The sequence below is a fragment of the Pseudomonas sp. CFBP13508 genome (genome assembly GCF_005233515.1).
Taxonomy (GTDB): domain Bacteria; phylum Pseudomonadota; class Gammaproteobacteria; order Pseudomonadales; family Pseudomonadaceae; genus Aquipseudomonas; species Aquipseudomonas mercuritolerans.
Genome location: NZ_QFZZ01000003.1, coordinates 106,827 through 124,631 on the forward strand (window position 1 = coordinate 106,827; position 17,805 = coordinate 124,631).

Consider the following 17,805-nt stretch of genomic DNA (forward strand, 5'->3'; position numbering starts at 1 on the left):
AAACCTCGCAAGATCTAAACAGGTGGTTCGTGGAATGATGTTTTCTGAGCCCGAGTGTACCTCAACAACTTTTGCGACACATAGGGTCAGCCGGTGACTGATTTGTTATTTTTAGTCACCAGCAAAAGATCGCCGCGATCTTTCGATCTGCCCTACAAAGCAAACGCCTCCGCCGGCAAATTCATCAAACAATCACTGCCCGCCTCGATCGCTGCCTGATGCGAAGCCGTGCGCGGCAACAAACGTTTGAAGTAGAACTCGCACGTCGCCAGTTTGCCCTTGAGGAAATCGGCCTCACCCTCGCCTGCGTCCAGCTGTACCTGGGCAACCAACGCCATGCGCAGCCACAGGTAACCAAGGACGATGTAGCCGCTGTACATCAGATAATCTACCGACGCGGCGCCGACTTCGTCCGGGTTCTTCATGGCGGCCATACCGACCTTCATGGTCAGGTCGCCCCACTGTTGATTGAGCCCGTCAAGTTGCGCGACGAAGCCGCCCAATTGCGCGTGGCCGGCGTTCGCTGCGCAGAACTTGTGGACGATTTTGGTAAAGCCGCGCAGCAGCTTGCCCTGGCTGCCCAGCACCTTGCGCCCGAGCAGGTCCAGCGCCTGAATGCCGTTGGTGCCCTCGTAGATCGGTGCAATCCGGCAATCGCGCACCAGTTGCTCCATGCCCCACTCACGAATGAAACCGTGACCACCGAACACCTGCATGCCGTGGTTGGTCACTTCCAGCCCGGTGTCGGTCATGAAGGCCTTGCAGATCGGCGTCAGGAACGCCAACAGGTCTTCAGCCTCCTGACGCGCCTCGGCATCGCTGCTCAGGTGCGCGACATCGAGCATCTGCGCGGTGAAATAGGTCAGCGCGCGGTTGCCTTCGTTGAAAGCCTTCATGGTCAGCAGCATGCGCCGCACATCGGGGTGGACGATGATCGGGTCAGCAGGTTTTTCCGGGGCCTTGGCGCCGGTCAGCGCACGCATTTGCAGGCGGTCGTTGGCGTACTTGATCGCGCCCTGGAAACTCGCCTCGCCCAGACACAGCCCCTGCATGCCGGTGCCGAGGCGCGCGTGGTTCATCATGGTGAACATGCAGTTGAGGCCTTTGTTCGGCTCGCCGATCAGGTAACCGGTGGCGGCATCGAAGTTCAGCACGCAGGTGGCTGAAGCCTTGATGCCCATCTTGTGCTCGATCGAGCCGCAGGAAACGCCATTGCGCTCACCCGCTTCGCCTGCTGCATCCGGCAGGAATTTCGGCACGATAAACAGGGAAATGCCCTTGGTTCCGGCCGGTGCGTCCGGCAGCTTGGCCAGGACCAGATGGATGATGTTGTCGCACAGGTCATGCTCACCAGCGGAGATGAAAATCTTGCTGCCGGTGATCGCGTAGCTGCCGTCGGCCCGGGGCACCGCGCGAGTCTTGATGATGCCCAGATCAGTGCCGCAGTGGGCTTCGGTCAGGCACATGGTGCCGGTCCACTGGCCGGCGGTGAGTTTGCTCAGGTAAGTGTCTTTCTGCTCGGCGGTGCCGTGGGCGTGGATCGCCGACATCGCGCCGTGGGTCAGGCCGGGGTACATGCCCCAGGACGTGTTGCTGGAGCCGACCATCTCGCTGATCACCAGCCCCAGCGAGCTCGGCAACCCTTGGCCACCGTAAGCCGGATCAGCCGCCAAACCGTGCCAGCCGCCCTCGACATATTGTGCGAAGGCCTGCTTGAAGCCTGTAGGCGTTGTCACCACACCGTTGTCGAAATGGCAGCCCTCTTCATCGCCGCTGCGATTGAGCGGGGCCAGAACGTTCTCGCAGAACTTCGCGCCTTCTTCGAGGATCGCGCTGATCATGTCCGGGCTGGCGTCATGCGCGCCGAGATTGGCGTAGCTGGAGTGGAAGTCGAAGACGTGATCGATCAGAAAGCGCATGTCGCGCAGGGGAGCTTTGTACTCGGGCATGGTGGCTTCTCCGTCAGCAGATTCCTCCAACCTACTGCTGGCCACCACCCGCGACAATCATCGTGCGGGCGCTGAATGCGCCGTCATCACTCAACCCGCAGCGGCGTCCATGCGCACCGCGCCACGGCGGTTCTGCCCGAATGCCATGACGCAGTTACGCCCGGCGCCCTTGGCGCTGTACAACGCCTGGTCAGCGGACTTGAGCACTTCTTCGGGAGTGCGCTGCTCCACGCGTTCGGCGACGCCGATGCTCACAGTCACCGACACGGCCGAGGCGCCGGAACCGCTGCGGCGCTGGCGCCCTTGCTGGTCGTCCTGCGGGCGGTTTTCCTGGTTGCGCAACTGAATGCTGTAGGAAGCGATCGACTCACGAATCACTTCCAGGTGCGGCATGCACTCCTCAAGGGTTTTGCCTGCAAACACCAAGGCAAATTCCTCACCGCCGTAGCGATACGCCCTACCGCCACCGCTGATTTTCGACAGTTTACTGGCGACCAGGCGCAGCACCTGGTCACCGACATCATGGCCATGGGTGTCGTTGAATTTCTTGAAGTGATCGACATCGCTCATCGCCAGCACATAGTTGCGCCCCAGACGCTGCATGCGCTCGTTGAGCGCACGTCGTCCTGGCAGACCGGTGAGCTCGTCGCGGAAGGCCATTTGATAGGCCTCATGCGCAACCGCCGCAGCGATCATCAGCATCACCTGGCTGCACATGATGTTCAGGGTGAACGGCAGAATGAAGGTCTTCGGCAACATCCAGAACACCCCGAGCAAGCCGACCAGTTGCGCCGCGTGCAACGGACGCGGGTTGCGCCAGTATTGCCAGGCCAGGAGCAGGAAGGCCGAGATGAACACCGGGTAGGACAACTGGATCAGGCTCATCCACGCGCCGTGCAGCGCCGGCCAGCGGATCTCCGACAACCACAGCAGCAGCGCCTGTGGGTAACTTTGTTCCAGCCCTAGCGCCACGCTGCCGAATGCCAGCAGCACGGCAAAGCGCGCGACCATGTCTTGGAATAGATGCGTACGTTCCTGCCACGCCGCGAATAGCCCGAACAACAACGGCAGCAGCAGGCAGACCAGATGAAACACCACCGCAGCGTCTTCGCGGACCTTGCCGTTGTCGCGGTAGAAATCGGTCTGGGTATCGAGCAAAAAGTAGGCGATGTACACCGTCAGCATAAGAAATAGTTCGCGCTGACGTCGATACACCGCGCAATAAGCGCCACCGAGGAGCAGAACCAATGTCGGCAACACGTTGAACAGCGATGTGAAAAATACGCTGAGGTCTTTGACGTACGCAGCCGCCAGCCCCGCAAGCAATAACAGCAGTGATGGCAGGAAATGGCTGAAACGTACAGCGGAAGAACGCGGCAAGGGTAAGCTCCGACCCGTCATAGCAAAGAGATGGCATTGTGCCTGCAAAGTGCGGCCAAGCCCATACAATGTGATCCAGATCACACACGGTCTCTGTAACGGCCGGAAGCTCGACTATCTGAGCCATCCGCAAACAAAAAAACCGCTGCCCCCTAATGGGAGCAGCGGTTTTCGTCAGACTGCGTGAAGGCTTAGTAGCCCAGTGCGAAGTCTTCTTCTTTCATGTCCATCAGGTTGCCAGCGCCCGACAGCATAGTGGCCACGTGCGTGCGGGTACGCGGCAGGATGCGCTGGAAGTAGAAGCGCGCGGTTTGCAGCTTGGCGGTGTAGAACGCCTCGTCGCTGGTGCCGGCAGCCAGTTTTTCCGCAGCCAGACGCGCCATGTCAGCCCAGAAGTAGGCCAGGCAGGCATAACCGGAGTACATAAGGTAGTCCACGGAGGCCGCGCCGACTTCTTCGCGGTCTTTCATGGCGGCCATACCGACCTTCATGGTCAGCTCGCCCCATTCCTTGTTCAGTGCAGCCAGCGGCGCGACGAATTCCTGGACGGCTTCGTTGCCTTCGTTGGTCTGGCAGAACTTGTGGACGATCTTGGTGAAGCCTTTCAGAGCTTCGCCTTGAGTCATCAGCACTTTGCGGCCGAGCAGGTCGAGAGCCTGGATACCGGTGGTGCCTTCGTACAGCATCGAAATGCGGCTGTCGCGAACGTTCTGCTCCATGCCCCACTCGGCGATGAAGCCGTGGCCACCGTAGATCTGCACGCCGTGGTTAGCGGCTTCGAAACCGACTTCGGTCATGAACGCTTTGGCGATCGGGGTCATGAACGCCAGCAGCGCGTCGGCCTTCTTCTTCTCTTCTTCATCGACGCCGTATTTGACGATGTCGACTTGCTTGGCGGTGAAGTACACCATCGCGCGGTTGCCTTCGGCGAACGCCTTCATGGTCAACAGCATGCGGCGCACATCCGGGTGGACGATGATCGGGTCAGCGGCTTTGTCCGGCGCTTTCGGGCCAGTCAGCGAGCGCATTTGCAGGCGATCACGAGCGTATTTCAGACCGCCCTGGAAGCCGATTTCGGCGTGGGCCAGACCTTGCAGCGCGGTACCGAGACGGGCGGTGTTCATAAAGGTGAACATGCAGTTCAGGCCTTTGTTCGCCGGGCCGATCAGGTAACCGGTGGCGCCGTCGAAGTTCATCACGCAGGTGGCGTTGCCGTGGATGCCCATCTTGTGTTCCAGCGAACCGCAGCTCACTGCGTTGCGAGCGCCAATGGTGCCATCGGCGTTTGGCAGGAACTTTGGAACGATGAACAGCGAGATGCCTTTGGTGCCAGCCGGAGCATCCGGCAGGCGGGCCAATACGATGTGGACGATGTTGTCGGCCATGTCGTGCTCACCGGCCGAGATGAAGATCTTGGTGCCGGAAACCTTGTAGGAACCGTCGGCCTGCGGCTCGGCCTTGGTGCGCAGCATGCCCAGGTCGGTGCCGCAGTGCGGTTCGGTCAGGCACATGGTGCCGGTCCATTCGCCGGAGACCAGTTTGGTCAGATAGGCTTCCTGCTGCTCAGGGGTGCCGTGCTCGGAGATGGTGTTCATCGCACCGTGCGACAGGCCTGGGTACATGCCCCACGACCAGTTGGCTTCGCCGACCATTTCGCTCACTGCCAGGCCCAGCGACTCAGGCAGGCCCTGACCGCCATGCTCAACGTCGTGGGCCAGGCTTGGCCAGCCGCCTTCGACGAATTGCTTGTACGCCTCTTTGAAGCCAGTCGGGGTTTTCACGCCGGACTCGCTCCAGGTGCAGCCTTCGATGTCGCCCACGCGGTTCAGCGGCGCCAGTACCTGCTCACAAAACTTGGCGCCTTCCTCGAGGATGGCGTCAACCATGTCCGGCGTGGCGTCTGCGCACGCTGGCAGGCTCTGATAGTGCGCTTCGTAGCCGAGCAGCTCGTCACGAACGAAGCGAATATCACGCAAGGGGGCCTTGTAGTCAGGCATAGCGATAAACCTCTGCTGATGTAACCGGGAATGAACGACCGTGTTGAGTTGTTGTGACGGTCAAACAGTTGTTTGAAACATACGTTTACGCCGAAATCTTGTCAAGCGTCGTTCTTTTGCCGTTCGTCATCAGTTTTGCCAAATGTCGAAGACGACAAATCGCCGCGACTTCAAACAAGCCACGAGCGTTGAAGAAAGATTAGTTGAGCAAGAAGGACTTAAACGAAAAACGCCGCGACAGTGCGCGGCGTTTCGGGGGTCTACAACAAATTCAATCAGGCGAAGGTATCGATGATCGTCCCCAGCACTTCGTCGGAAGCTTTGGCCACCTTCACACCCAGCTCTGCCTGGATCTTGCCCTGCGACAGCTCGACGATATTGCTCGCCAGATCCGATTCTTGTGCGCGATCCACACCGCGCAGGCGATTGACCTGCACTTCGGACGACTGGCTGGTCACCGAGCGTTCGATGGTGTTATTGGCGATCTGGCTGGCGGCCTGATCGACGCGGTTCTGCCCGGACTGAATCGAGCTCAGCCCAGCATAGAAAGCTGTGTTGCCGGAGATTTCCATCGTCACTCTCATCCCTGCAAAGGATCAATGCTCGCCATTGAAGCAGACGCGCCAGCAAAACACCCGTCAAAAACACTAATGGCACAGTGCCTGTTCATAGCGAGAAACTTAATCGAGCAAATCCAGTTGCAAATGCTCGGCCACCGCTTCGGCGCTCAACGCCTTGAGTTTCGGTACCCGGCCCAGGCACGGCGCGGGAATGCGCTCGGCCAGGGTCGCAAGGTTTTCCTCCAGCCGCGAAGTTTTCGGATCGATAATATTGGCCACCCATCCCGCCAATTGCAGACCATCGCGGGCAATCGCCTCGGCGGTCAGCAACGCATGACTGATACAACCCAGCCTCACGCCCACCACCAGAATCACCGGCAGCTTCAGCGCAATCGCCAGGTCCGAGAGATTGTCCTGGTCGGCCAACGGCACCCGCCAGCCGCCCGCGCCTTCGATCAGGGTGAAATCGGCATTCATCGCGAGAATCCCGCGCATTGGCGCCAGCAGCGATTGCACCGTCAGCGCGACACCTGCTTCGCGCGCCGCCAGGTGCGGCGCGATCGCTGGCTCGAACGCCACCGGATTGACCTGTTGATAAGTCAGCGGCAACGAACATTCGGCCAGCAGCGCCAAGGCATCGGAATTACGCAAGCCTTTGGGCGTGACGTCGCAACCCGATGCCACCGGTTTGCCCGCCGCCGTGCTCAAGCCTGCCGAACGCGCCGCGTGGAGCAATCCGGCAGCAACGGTGGTCTTGCCGACATCGGTGTCGGTTCCGGTGATGAAATAGGCTGCACTCATAGAGTTTTCTCCAACACGGCGTACACCACCTGATAGGTTGCCGGCAGCCCCGAGGCCTGACGGAACTGCTCATACGCGTCGATCAACCCGAGAATCCGCGCCCGTCCGGTCAAACCGCCCGGCCGCCCGGGATTCAGATTGTGCGCGCCCAATGCCTTCAGCTCATGGGTCAGGCTGCGCACATCCGGGTAATGCAACACGTGCGGCTGATTCTGCAGCGCCAAAATGCGCATGCCACTGCCGGCACATAACTGTTCATAGCGGGCGAACTCGCGGAAGCGATTGACGTGCACCAACCCGTCGACCTGCTGCCAACTCTCACGCAACTCGAACAACGTTCCTGTACACAGACTAGCAAAGGCAAAAATCCCGCCCGGTTTCAGCACGCGCAAGGCTTCGCTGAGCACCGCCTGGAATTCGGCGCACCACTGCACCGCGAGACTGGAGAAAATCAGATCGACGCTCGCATCCTGCAACGGCAGCCGTTCGGCATCGCCAGCAATGAAATGCTCAGCGCCACCCAATGGCCGTGCGTGATTGAGCATGCCCTCGGCGATGTCCAGCGCGACACCGCTGCCCTGGGTGAAACGCGAGGCCAGCGCCCGGGTGAAATAGCCGGTGCCGCAACCGAGATCGAGCCACCGCGACGGCATGAAACTCCCAGGCAAACGCTCAAGCAGCTGCGTGCCGACGTCACGCTGAAACTCGGCGACGCTGTCGTAACTGGCCGCCGCGCGAGAAAAAGACGCCGCCACCTGGCGCTTGTCGGGCAAGCCCCCAGGCAGCACAAGGGACAGGTCAGTCATCAGCGCACTCATGAAGAAAAGCCTGGATCGCGCCCGCGACTCCGTGCGGGTCTTCCAGCAGAAAAGCATGGCTGGCCTGTTCGATCAGACCAATTTCAATATCCGGCAACAGCGCGAACAATGCGCCGGCCGCTTCCGCCGGGACCAGAGCGTCCTGCCCGCCGAACAGATGAAACTGCGGACCGCGAAACGCCTGCAACGCCTGGCGCGTATCCAGTTGCGCGAGCAGTTCCAGCCCGAACATCAGCGCAGTCGGCGCGGCTGCTGGCGCACCACCAAGCAGCAACCGCGACAAGCCACGCGGGTCTGGCGAACCTTGCGCACATAACAAAGCGAAGCGCTTGAGCGTGACACGCGGATCGGCCTGGCAACCGCCAAGAAATGCATCGAAAGTCTCGCCGGGCATCGAGGTCGGCCATTGCTCATGGGCGACAAACGCCGGGTTGCTCGCCAGCGTCAGCACACCGCAGCACGCCTCACCGCGTCGTGCCGCCAACTCAGAGGCGAGCATCCCGCCCAGCGACCAGCCACCGAGCCAGACTTCCTGTGGAATTCGCGCATCGAGTTCATCGAGCCAGTCTTCAAGGTCAGCGGAATCCAGCTCCGGCAGCGGTTCGATCTCGACTTGCAGATGTTCGTCGAGGCCACGCAATGCTGCGGCCAGCGGTTCCAGCGGCGACACGCCGAGGCCCCAGCCGGGCAGCAGAATCAGACGATTACGCATGGCTTGGCTCCAACGACAATCGGGCGAAACAATCTGCCAATCCTTCCAGCAACTGTTGCACTTGAGCTTCGCTGTGGGCGGCGGTCAGCGTCACGCGAAGGCGCGCGCTCCCGGCAGGCACGGTCGGTGGGCGAATTGCGGTCACCATCAGCCCGCGCTCGCGCAGCATCTGCGACAACCGCACGGCGCGCCCGGCATCGCCGATCATGATCGGCTGGATCGGCGTGAAGCTGTCCATCAGCTCCAGCCCGATCTGCTCGGCGCCGTGGCGGAACTGGCGGATCAGCATCTGCAAGTGCTCACGGCGCCAGTGCTCGCTGCGCAGCAGCTCGAGGCTTTTCAGCGTCGCGCAGGCCAGCGCCGGCGGTTGGCTGGTGGTGTAGATGTACGGGCGGGCGAACTGGATCAGGCTTTCGATCAACTCTTCGCTGCCGGCGACAAAGGCCCCGGCGGTGCCGAAGGCTTTGCCGAGGGTACCGACCAGCACCGGCACATCGTCCTGGCTCAGGCCGAAATGCTCGACGATGCCGCCACCGTTGGCGCCCAGCGGACCGAAGCCGTGGGCATCGTCGACCATCAGCCACGCGCCTTTGGCCTTGACCGCGCGGGCCAGCGCCGGCAGGTTGGCGATGTCACCGTCCATGCTGAATACGCCATCGGTCACCACCAGTGTGTTGCCAGTGGCTTTCTCCAGGCGTTTGCCCAGGCTTTCGGCGTCGTTGTGCAGATAGCGGTTGAAACGCGCGCCGGACAACAGGCCCGCGTCCAGCAACGAGGCGTGATTGAGCCGGTCTTCCAGCACCGTATCGCCCTGCCCGACCAGCGCGGTGACCGTGCCGAGGTTGGCCATATAGCCGGTGGTGAACAGCAGTGCACGTGGGCGCCCGGTCAGATCGGCGAGTGCTTCTTCCAGCGCGTGATGCGGGCTGCTGTGGCCGATCACCAGATGCGACGCGCCACCGCCGACACCCCAGCGCTCGGCACCGGCGCGCCAGGCTTCGATCACCTGCGGATGATTGGCCAGGCCCAGATAGTCGTTGTTGCAGAAAGCGAGCAGCGGTTGGCCGTCGACCACGACTTGCGGGCCTTGCGGCGATTCGAGCAGCGGCCGCTGCCGGTAGAGTTTGTCGGCACGGCGGGCAGCAAGGCGTGCGGCGAGATCGAAAGACATGCAGGCCTCGATTTTTCAGATGACACAGATCCCGTGTGGGAGCGAGCCTGCTCGCGAATGGGCGTCACATCCAACATGGATGTTGGCGGCCAAACCGCTTTCGCGAGCAGGCTCGCTCCCACAGGGGTTTTGCATTCCTTCAGCGCAATCCGCGCGGTTTATTACACCGCAGCGTTGTAGAACTGCTCGCTACTCTTCTGCTCCACCAGCGCCTGCTCGATCGCAGCTTGATGAACCTCATCGGAATGCTCTTCGCGAGCCTCCGGCTGGATACCGAGGCGCGCGAACAGCTGCATGTCCTTGTCTGCCTGCGGGTTGGCGGTGGTGAGCAATTTGTCGCCGTAGAAAATCGAGTTGGCGCCGGCGAAAAATGCCAGGGCCTGCATCTGCTCGTTCATCGCTTCGCGACCGGCGGACAGGCGCACGTGAGATTGCGGCATGAGGATGCGCGCCACGGCGAGCATGCGGATGAAGTCGAACGGGTCGATGTCTTCGGCGTTTTCCAGCGGCGTGCCGGCGACTTTCACCAGCATGTTGATCGGCACCGACTCCGGGTGCTCGGGCAGGTTGGCCAGCTGGATCAGCAGATTGGCGCGATCGTCCAGCGATTCGCCCATGCCGAGAATGCCGCCGGAGCAGATTTTCATCCCCGACTCACGCACGTAGGCCAGCGTCTGCAGACGCTCGCTGTAAGTGCGGGTGGTGATGATGCTGCCGTAGAACTCCGGCGAGGTGTCGAGGTTGTGGTTGTAGTAATCGAGACCGGCCCTGGCCAGCGCTTCGGTCTGCTCCTGATCGAGACGGCCGAGGGTCATGCAGGTTTCCAGGCCCAAGGCTTTCACCCCTTCAACCATCTTCAACACATACGGCATGTCTTTGGCCGACGGATGTTTCCACGCCGCGCCCATGCAGAATCGCGTCGAACCGATGGCTTTGGCGCGGGCCGCCTCTTCGAGGACTTTCTGCACTTCCATCAGCTTTTCTTTTTCCAGACCGGTGTTGTAGTGCCCGGACTGCGGGCAGTACTTGCAGTCTTCCGGGCAGGCGCCGGTCTTGATCGACAGCAGTGTCGAGACCTGCACGCGGTTGGCGTTGAAATGCGCGCGGTGCACCGTTTGCGCCTGGAACAGCAAGTCGTTGAATGGCTGTACGAAGAGTGCTTTGACTTCGGCCAGAGACCAATCGTGACGCAGGGTGGCAGTGGTGCTCGCGCTCATGGGCAATTCCTTGGTTATGCTTGGCTGGCGCCGGGAAAAATGGAATATCCACAGGCGCTACACGGATGTTCGGCATATTTAAGGAAGAGCGATGCGCTGTCAACCGCAATACCAAGGACAGGTTTACATCTGTTTAAAAAACGTACAGACCTGTTTGCTGTGCGATGAGCCGGCAGAAGCACAAATGCCAATGTGCGAGGCCTGCGAAACCGAGCTGCCCTGGCTCGGCAGCCATTGTCAGAGCTGCGCTTTGCCGCTGGCGGCGGATGGCCTGACTTGCGGCGAGTGCCTGCTAGAGCCTCCGGCCTTTGAGCAGGTCGCCGTGCCCTGGGTTTATGGCTTCCCCGTTGACAGTCTGATTACACGCTTTAAACACAACGCGAAATGGCCGTTTGGTCACCTGCTCGCCGACGTTCTCGGCCAATACCTGCAGCATCGCTTCGCCGAGGACTTGCCGCGACCCGATGTGTTGCTACCGGTGCCGTTGGCGAATAAACGACTGCGTCGGCGAGGATTCAATCAAGCGGCGATGCTCGCGCGCTGGTTGAGTGTGTCGCTGGATTTGCCCTGTGAAGAACAGCTTCTAAGGCGAGTCATGGACACCGATGCCCAGCAGGATCTCGATGCCAAGGCGCGCAAACGCAATTTGCGCAATGCCTTTGCGCTGGCGCCTGATGCAGAGGTAAGCGGCCGCTATTTCGCGCTGGTTGACGACGTCTTGACCACTGGCGCGACCGCTCAGGCGCTGGCGCGGTTGTTGATGAATGCAGGTGCGGCGCGGGTTGATGTGTATTGCCTGGCCCGGACGCCGAAACCCGGTACCTGAAGCGAATACAGATCTCATGTGGGAGCGAGCCTGCTCGCGAATGGGCGTCACATTCAACAAAGCTGTGGTTGGTCAAACCGCTTTCGCGAGCAGGCTCGCTCCCACAGGGGCTCGGCGTCAGGCTTGACTCGCGCGTTGCAAGTGGCCAACGTCCCTCTCATCGCCCGAGCCAGAAGCGTTCTGCCATGTCCCTGCCCACCCTGCTCTCCCAGCACATTGTCCGCCGCCCGCAGCGCATTGCCCTGCTGCAACACATCGCCGAGCAGGGTTCGATCACCCGCGCGGCGAAGAGCGCGGGGCTCAGTTACAAGGCGGCATGGGATGCGATCGATGAGTTGAACAACCTGGCGCAGAAACCCTTGGTCGAGCGCGTGGTGGGTGGCAAGGGTGGTGGCGGCGCCAGACTGTCCAGCGAGGGCGAGCGGGTGCTGCGTCTGTATCAGAAATTGCAGGCGTTGCAGGCGCAGGTGCTGGAAGCGGCCGAAGACGCCAGTGATCTCGACCTGCTCGGGCGGCTGATGCTCAGGACCAGCGCGCGCAATCAGCTGCATGGCACGGTCGCGGCGATTCAGGCGCAGGGGCGCAATGATCTGATCCACCTCGAACTGGCCGAAGGCATTGCTCTGGAGGCACAGATCACCCACGACAGCACCGTGCATCTGGAATTGCAGATCGGCAGCGACGTGATGGCGCTGATCAAGGCTGGCTGGCTTGAGTTGCTCGGCGCCGATCAGCCGGCCACGCCCGGACACAATGTCCTGAGCGGCACCATCGAAGCGATCCTCGATGCCGAGGATGGCCCCAGCGAAGTGCGCATTTCCCTGCCCAACGGCCACACTCTCTGCGCCTTGGCCGAACCGCTGCACTTGCGCAACCAGCAACTCGGCGTGGGGTCTGCGGTGCAGGTGCAATGTGCGCCGTCCAACGTGCTGATCGGCACGCCGCTCTGATTCGCCCTTGCCACAAAAGCGTCATCGACCCGCATTAAGGTGTTGCCCATAACCAAGCAGGGAGCCTGATGTGAGCCTATTAGAAGAAAACCAATCCACTGATCTGGAAAAAATGGTCGGCCTCAGCCGTCGCGGTTTCATCAGCGCCGGCGCGTTGTGCGGGGCGGCGATGTTCCTCGGCGGCAACCTGCTGAGCCGCAGCGTCATGGCCGCCAGCGTCAGCGCCGGCAACAGCCGCCTGCTCGGTTTCGAGAGCATTCCGGCGGCGACCACCGACGCCATCAGCCTGCCCAAGGGCTACAAGTCTTCGGTGCTGATCAGTTGGGGCCAGCCGTTGCACAAGAACGGCCCGGCCTTCGATCCGAGCGGTAACGGCACCGCTGCCGCACAGGAAGTGCAGTTCGGCGACAACAATGACGGCATGAGCCTGTTCGCCTTCCCGGACGACAAGAACCGCGCGCTGATGGCGATCAACAACGAATACACCAACTATCGCTACCTGTATCCGCATGGCGGCATGCCGCAGTCGGCTGAGGATGTGCGCAAGGCATTGGCCTGCGAAGGCGTGTCGGTGATCGAAGTGCAGCGCAAGAACGGCCAGTGGCAATTCGTCCAGGGCTCGCGCTACAACCGTCGGATTCACGGTAACTCGCCGCTGCGCATCAGCGGTCCGGCCCGCGGCCACGACTTGATGAAAACCGCCGCCGACAAGCACGGCAAAAAAGTCCTCGGCACCTTCCAGAACTGCGCCAACGGCAAGACACCGTGGGGCACCTACCTGACCTGCGAAGAAAACTTCACCGACTGCTTCGGCAGCAGCAACGCCCAGCAGCAATTCGATGCGGCGCAAAAGCGCTACGGCGTTGTCGCCAGCAGCAAAGACATCAACTGGCACCCGCACGACCCGCGCTTCGACATGGCCAAGAACCCCAACGAACTCAACCGTCACGGCTGGGTGGTCGAGATCGATCCGTTCGACCCGCAATCGACTCCGGTCAAACGCACCGCGCTGGGCCGCTTCAAGCATGAAAACGCCGCGCTGGCCGAGACCGACGATGGTCGCGCTGTGGTGTACATGGGTGACGACGAGCGTGGCGAGTTCATTTACAAATTCGTCAGCCGTGATCGCATCAACCATCGCAATCAGAAAGCCAACCGCGACATCCTCGATCACGGCACGTTGTATGTGGCCAAATTCGATGCCGGTGACGGCAACCCCGATCATCCGAAAGGCCAGGGCCAGTGGATCGAGCTGACCCACGGCAAGAACGGCATCGACGCCAGCAGCGGGTTTGCCGATCAGGCGGAAGTGCTGATTCACGCGCGCCTTGCCGCCAGCGTGGTTGGCGCAACACGCATGGACCGCCCGGAGTGGATCGTCGTCAGTCCCAAGGACGGCCAGGTTTATTGCACCCTGACCAACAACGCCAAGCGCGGCGAGGACGGCCAACCGGTGGGCGGTCCAAACCCGCGCGAGAAGAACGTTTACGGGCAGATTCTGCGCTGGCGTACCGACCGCAACGATCACGCCTCGAAGACGTTTGCGTGGGATCTGTTTGTGGTCGCAGGCAACCCGGGCGTGCATGCCGGTACGCCGAAGGGTGGCTCATCCAACATCACCCCGCAGAACATGTTCAACAGCCCCGACGGTCTGGGTTTCGACAAGGCCGGACGCCTGTGGATTCTCACCGACGGCGACTCGAGCAACGCTGGCGACTTCGCCGGCATGGGCAACAACCAGATGCTCTGCGCCGATCCTGCGACCGGTGAGATTCGCCGTTTCATGGTCGGGCCGGTCGGTTGCGAAGTGACCGGGATCAGCTTCTCGCCGGATCAGAAAACCCTGTTTGTCGGGATCCAGCATCCGGGCGAAAACGGCGGTTCTACCTTCCCCGAGCATCTGCCCAATGGCAAGCCAAGGTCTTCGGTGATGGCGATTACCCGCGAAGACGGCGGGATTGTCGGCGCCTGATAAACCGCTTTCGCGAGCAGGCTCGCTCCCACAGGGAATCGCATTCCAAGGTGGGAGCGAGCCTGCTCGCGAAGAGGCCCGGGCAGACACCAACACCCTTCGCGCCGCCATCTGCGCTACCATGCCGAGCCGGACGCAGCAGCCTGCTGCGCGCAGGAGTCAGCATGGCCCACCCGTTTGAAACCCTCACCCCCGATCTCGTCCTGGATGCCGTCGAAAGCATCGGTTTTCTCAGCGACGCGCGCATCCTGGCGCTCAACAGCTACGAAAACCGTGTGTATCAGGTCGGTATCGAAGACTCCGAGCCGCTGATTGCCAAGTTCTATCGTCCGCAGCGCTGGACCAAAGAGGCCATCCTCGAAGAGCACCAGTTCACCTTCGAACTGGCCGACATCGACATCCCGGTGGTAGCGCCGCTGATCCACAACGGCGAAACCCTGCATGAGCACGCCGGTTTCCGCTTCACCCTGTTCCCGCGTCGTGGTGGTCGGGCGCCGGAGCCGGGCAATCTTGATCAACTGTATCGCCTCGGCCAGTTGCTCGGGCGCATGCATGCGGTGGGCGGGACCAAGCCGTTCGAGCACCGCGAAGCCCTCGCCGTGCAGAACTTCGGCCATGCCTCGCTGAACACTTTGCTCGAAGGCAATTTCATTCCCAAGAGCCTGCTGCCGGCTTACGAGTCGGTTGCCCGCGACCTGCTCAAACGCGTCGAAGACGTCTACGCCGCCACGCCGCACCAGAACATCCGCATGCACGGCGACTGCCACCCCGGCAACATGATGTGCCGCGACGAGATGTTCCACATCGTCGACCTCGACGACTGCCGCATGGGCCCGGCGGTGCAGGACATCTGGATGATGCTCGCCGGCGATCGCCAGGAGTGTCTGGGGCAGTTGTCGGAACTGATGGACGGCTACAACGAATTCCATGATTTCGACCCGCGCGAGCTGGCGCTGATCGAACCGTTGCGCGCCCTGCGCCTGATGCACTACAGCGCCTGGCTGGCGCGGCGCTGGGACGACCCGGCGTTCCCGCACAGCTTTCCGTGGTTTGGCACGGAGCGGTATTGGGGCGACCAGGTGCTGGCGTTGCGTGAGCAACTGTCCGCGCTTAACGAAGAACCTTTGAAGTTGTTCTGAATTAAAGATCAAAAGATCGCAGCCTTCGGCAGCTCCTACCTTGGAATGCATATCCCTGTAGGAGCTGCCGAAGGCTGCGATCTTTTTGCTTTCTGACACGACACATCTATACAACCTCCTTACAATCCCTCCTTTGTCAGCTGCCTGAGCAAGGATTCTGCATGCAAGCCGCCAACCCGCGTCGCGGGTACATACTGGGCCTGAGCGCCTACATCATCTGGGGCCTGTTCCCGATCTATTTCAAAGCCATCGCCGAAGTCCCGGCCGTCGAGATCATCATCCACCGGGTGCTGTGGTCGGCGCTGTTCGGTGCGTTGCTGCTGATGGTGTGGAAACACCCGGGCTGGCTGCGCGAGTTGCTCGACAATCCTAAGCGCCTGGCGATTCTGGCCCTGAGCGGCACGCTGATCGCGGCCAACTGGCTGACCTATGTCTGGTCGGTGAACAACGGCCGCATGCTCGAGGCGAGTCTGGGTTACTACATCAATCCGCTGGTCAACGTGCTGTTGGGCATGGTGATCCTTGGCGAACGGCTGCGGCGCATGCAGTGGGTGGCGGTCGGGCTGGCTGCTATCGGCGTCGCGCAGCAGGTGTGGCAGGTCGGCAGTCTGCCGTGGGTGTCGCTGGCGCTGGCGCTCACCTTCGGTTTCTACGGCCTGATCCGCAAGCAGGCGCCGGTCAAAGCGCTGCCGGGGCTGGTAGTGGAAACCTGGATGCTGGTGCCGATTGCGATTGCGTGGTTGCTGTTCAATCAGACCGCCACGAGTGTGCAGCCAGCCTTCTGGACCACCTCCGAAGCCTGGTGGCTGGTGGCTGCCGGGCCGGTGACGCTGGTGCCGCTGGTGTGTTTCAACGCCGCCACCCGCCACTTGCCCTACACCACCATCGGCTTCCTGCAATACATCGCGCCGACGCTGGTGTTGCTGCAAGCCGTGCTGCTGTTTGGCGAGCACTTATCTTCGAGCACGCTGGTCGCGTTCATGTTTATCTGGGCCGGTCTGGCGGTCTATAGCGTTGATGCGTGGATAAGTTTGCGCCGGCGCGCCTGATCAAAAAACGCACAAACCTCTACAGGCCACGGTTCTCGTGGCCTGCATCGTTCCTTCCCAAGCTTATCCACAGCGTGATCCCCGCCGTTTGTGCGCAAGTCGCTGAATGTTGGCGGTTTTTTGAGCAATAGACGCAAAGCCACGGCCGGCGTGGCGTGGCGCTCTGTCTCTACAGGTTATCCACAGGCAGGTGCACGTTAAACCTGAATAACCCTGTCTGCGCTTAAACCTCTGTGCGTAACACCAGTTCGACCATCAAATCATCGGCCAGGGTTTCCAGGCGCGCCTGCAACACATCCAGCGACAGCGTCAGTGGTACCGCGAGAATCGCCTCGGCGTGAAACAGCGGCTCGCTGCTCATCGGCGCCGGGCGCACCTCAGTTACCAGCCGCTCCAGGTTCACACCCTGCTCGCTCAACAGCCGAGTGATATCGCGGACGATACCCGGCCGGTCATTGCCGACCAGTTCCATGGCGATCGGTTTCCACGTGCAGGACTGCTCCACTCCGCTTTCGGCAATCAGTACCCGAATGCCATGGGCCGACAGCGCTTGCAGGGCATCGACCAGTTCGTCGTAAGCCTCCGCCGGCACACCCACGCGCAGAATCCCGGCGAACTGCCCGGCCATCCGTGACATGCGGCTTTCCAGCCAGTTGCCGCCGTGCTCGGCAATGCATTGGGCGATGCGCTCGACCTGCCCGGGCTTGTCCGGGGCGAAAACGGTGAGTACGAGATGGTCCATGGCGCAGCCCTCTTGTCATGACTTTTGTTATCGAAGGGCAAGTATAGGCAAGGGCTGATTCTGTGTTGAATCGACTGGCCCCTTCGCGAGCAGGCTCGCTCCCACAGGGGTCGCATTCCAAATGTGGGAGCGAGCCTGCTCGCGAATGGCAGCACTGGGGATCTGCGCGACAGACAAATCGTGTACAACTTTCGATATTTAACTGGAACAATCCAATGCTTTTTTGAGAACATCCCGTTCCGCGACGTGACCGCAATGCGTCATGAGGTCGCAGAACGACGTAATTAGTCTGATTTTCACAAGCGCAACTCATCATGTAGTATGCCGCAGCGCGCACTACATAACGCTGGATCGATGTCTGCCCAAGGCCGTTCGCAACCCTGAAAGCCCCGTCAGCAAGGCCTCCAAGCCGTTGATTGGTCCTAGCCCAGCCGCCAGCAATGGCATGTACTGGTCGGCAGGTTTGTGGTTTAAATGGCCAGAAGCTTCATTGTTAAATTGACGAGCTGAAAAGCGAAATAG

At 61.2% G+C, this 17,805-nt stretch carries 15 protein-coding genes; 5 read left to right on the forward strand and 10 right to left on the reverse strand.

Annotated features, from left to right (window positions below; genetic code table 11):
• Positions 1–152 precede the first annotated feature (152 nt).
• From PspCFBP13508_RS08845 to bioB, 9 genes are all read right to left on the reverse strand, one after another.
• Positions 153–1,949 (reverse strand): acyl-CoA dehydrogenase C-terminal domain-containing protein, encoded by a 1,797-nt coding sequence (locus tag PspCFBP13508_RS08845; RefSeq protein WP_137214237.1) that lies wholly within the window; start codon positions 1,947–1,949, stop codon positions 153–155.
• A gap of 90 nt (positions 1,950–2,039) precedes the next feature.
• Complete coding sequence (locus tag PspCFBP13508_RS08850; RefSeq protein WP_039757672.1) at positions 2,040–3,329, reverse strand: GGDEF domain-containing protein; 1,290 nt, start codon at positions 3,327–3,329, stop codon at positions 2,040–2,042.
• Between the two features lie 191 nt (positions 3,330–3,520).
• Entirely contained in the window at positions 3,521–5,326 is a 1,806-nt protein-coding gene (locus tag PspCFBP13508_RS08855) for a phenylacyl-CoA dehydrogenase (protein ID WP_024014564.1), read from the reverse strand.
• Positions 5,327–5,601: 275 nt separating this feature from the next.
• Positions 5,602–5,898: a hypothetical protein gene (locus tag PspCFBP13508_RS08860; protein ID WP_016772865.1), complete on the reverse strand. Its 297-nt coding sequence runs from the start codon at positions 5,896–5,898 to the stop codon at positions 5,602–5,604.
• Between the two features lie 108 nt (positions 5,899–6,006).
• Positions 6,007–6,687: a dethiobiotin synthase gene (bioD, locus tag PspCFBP13508_RS08865; protein WP_016772864.1), complete on the reverse strand. Its 681-nt coding sequence runs from the start codon at positions 6,685–6,687 to the stop codon at positions 6,007–6,009.
• Positions 6,684–7,493 (reverse strand): malonyl-ACP O-methyltransferase BioC, encoded by an 810-nt coding sequence (gene bioC, locus PspCFBP13508_RS08870; RefSeq protein ID WP_137214238.1) that lies wholly within the window; start codon positions 7,491–7,493, stop codon positions 6,684–6,686. The genes bioD and bioC overlap by 4 nt, the downstream gene beginning before the upstream one ends.
• Entirely contained in the window at positions 7,486–8,217 is a 732-nt protein-coding gene (locus tag PspCFBP13508_RS08875) for an alpha/beta fold hydrolase (RefSeq protein WP_137214239.1), read from the reverse strand. The genes bioC and PspCFBP13508_RS08875 overlap by 8 nt, the downstream gene beginning before the upstream one ends.
• Positions 8,210–9,388: an 8-amino-7-oxononanoate synthase gene (gene bioF, locus PspCFBP13508_RS08880; RefSeq protein ID WP_137214240.1), complete on the reverse strand. Its 1,179-nt coding sequence runs from the start codon at positions 9,386–9,388 to the stop codon at positions 8,210–8,212. Before bioF ends, PspCFBP13508_RS08875 begins: the two co-directional genes overlap by 8 nt.
• A 161-nt stretch (positions 9,389–9,549) precedes the next feature.
• On the reverse strand, positions 9,550–10,605 hold the full coding sequence (bioB, locus tag PspCFBP13508_RS08885) for a biotin synthase BioB (RefSeq protein ID WP_130911408.1): 1,056 nt from the start codon (positions 10,603–10,605) through the stop codon (positions 9,550–9,552).
• 91 nt (positions 10,606–10,696) lie between these two features.
• Between bioB and PspCFBP13508_RS08890 the strand changes: the two genes are divergently transcribed.
• The 5 genes from PspCFBP13508_RS08890 (at position 10,697) to rarD (ending at position 16,541) form a co-directional block, all read left to right on the forward strand.
• Entirely contained in the window at positions 10,697–11,431 is a 735-nt protein-coding gene (locus PspCFBP13508_RS08890) for a ComF family protein (RefSeq protein WP_137214241.1), read from the forward strand.
• Between the two features lie 185 nt (positions 11,432–11,616).
• Complete coding sequence (locus tag PspCFBP13508_RS08895; protein WP_137214242.1) at positions 11,617–12,381, forward strand: TOBE domain-containing protein; 765 nt, start codon at positions 11,617–11,619, stop codon at positions 12,379–12,381.
• Positions 12,382–12,451: 70 nt separating this feature from the next.
• Entirely contained in the window at positions 12,452–14,353 is a 1,902-nt protein-coding gene (locus tag PspCFBP13508_RS08900) for a PhoX family phosphatase (RefSeq protein WP_024014570.1), read from the forward strand.
• A gap of 164 nt (positions 14,354–14,517) precedes the next feature.
• Positions 14,518–15,492 carry a serine/threonine protein kinase gene (locus PspCFBP13508_RS08905; protein ID WP_137214243.1) on the forward strand — a complete coding sequence of 325 codons (975 nt, stop codon included), beginning with the start codon at positions 14,518–14,520 and terminating at the stop codon, positions 15,490–15,492.
• A gap of 161 nt (positions 15,493–15,653) precedes the next feature.
• Positions 15,654–16,541, forward strand: a complete 888-nt coding sequence (rarD, locus tag PspCFBP13508_RS08910) for an EamA family transporter RarD (protein ID WP_041476730.1) — start codon at positions 15,654–15,656, stop codon at positions 16,539–16,541.
• A 223-nt stretch (positions 16,542–16,764) separates the two neighbouring features.
• Here the strand turns inward: rarD and PspCFBP13508_RS08915 are convergent, their stop codons facing one another.
• Positions 16,765–17,283 (reverse strand): glycine cleavage system protein R, encoded by a 519-nt coding sequence (locus PspCFBP13508_RS08915; protein WP_016772854.1) that lies wholly within the window; start codon positions 17,281–17,283, stop codon positions 16,765–16,767.
• Positions 17,284–17,805 lie beyond the last annotated feature (522 nt).

Excerpts from the sequence above, each read along its gene's own strand:
- PspCFBP13508_RS08890 (WP_137214241.1), top strand. The coding sequence starts at position 10,697 with ATGCGCTGTCAACCGCAATACCAAGGACAGGTTTACATCTGTTTAAAA.
- PspCFBP13508_RS08915 (WP_016772854.1), bottom strand. The coding sequence starts at position 17,283 with ATGGACCATCTCGTACTCACCGTTTTCGCCCCGGACAAGCCCGGGCAG.
- PspCFBP13508_RS08895 (WP_137214242.1), top strand. The coding sequence starts at position 11,617 with ATGTCCCTGCCCACCCTGCTCTCCCAGCACATTGTCCGCCGCCCGCAG.
- bioC (WP_137214238.1), bottom strand. The coding sequence starts at position 7,493 with ATGACTGACCTGTCCCTTGTGCTGCCTGGGGGCTTGCCCGACAAGCGC.
- PspCFBP13508_RS08875 (WP_137214239.1), bottom strand. The coding sequence starts at position 8,217 with ATGCGTAATCGTCTGATTCTGCTGCCCGGCTGGGGCCTCGGCGTGTCG.
- PspCFBP13508_RS08905 (WP_137214243.1), top strand. The coding sequence starts at position 14,518 with ATGGCCCACCCGTTTGAAACCCTCACCCCCGATCTCGTCCTGGATGCC.
- PspCFBP13508_RS08855 (WP_024014564.1), bottom strand. The coding sequence starts at position 5,326 with ATGCCTGACTACAAGGCCCCCTTGCGTGATATTCGCTTCGTTCGTGAC.
- rarD (WP_041476730.1), top strand. The coding sequence starts at position 15,654 with ATGCAAGCCGCCAACCCGCGTCGCGGGTACATACTGGGCCTGAGCGCC.
- PspCFBP13508_RS08860 (WP_016772865.1), bottom strand. The coding sequence starts at position 5,898 with ATGGAAATCTCCGGCAACACAGCTTTCTATGCTGGGCTGAGCTCGATT.
- bioB (WP_130911408.1), bottom strand. The coding sequence starts at position 10,605 with ATGAGCGCGAGCACCACTGCCACCCTGCGTCACGATTGGTCTCTGGCC.
- bioF (WP_137214240.1), bottom strand. The coding sequence starts at position 9,388 with ATGTCTTTCGATCTCGCCGCACGCCTTGCTGCCCGCCGTGCCGACAAA.
- bioD (WP_016772864.1), bottom strand. The coding sequence starts at position 6,687 with ATGAGTGCAGCCTATTTCATCACCGGAACCGACACCGATGTCGGCAAG.
- PspCFBP13508_RS08845 (WP_137214237.1), bottom strand. The coding sequence starts at position 1,949 with ATGCCCGAGTACAAAGCTCCCCTGCGCGACATGCGCTTTCTGATCGAT.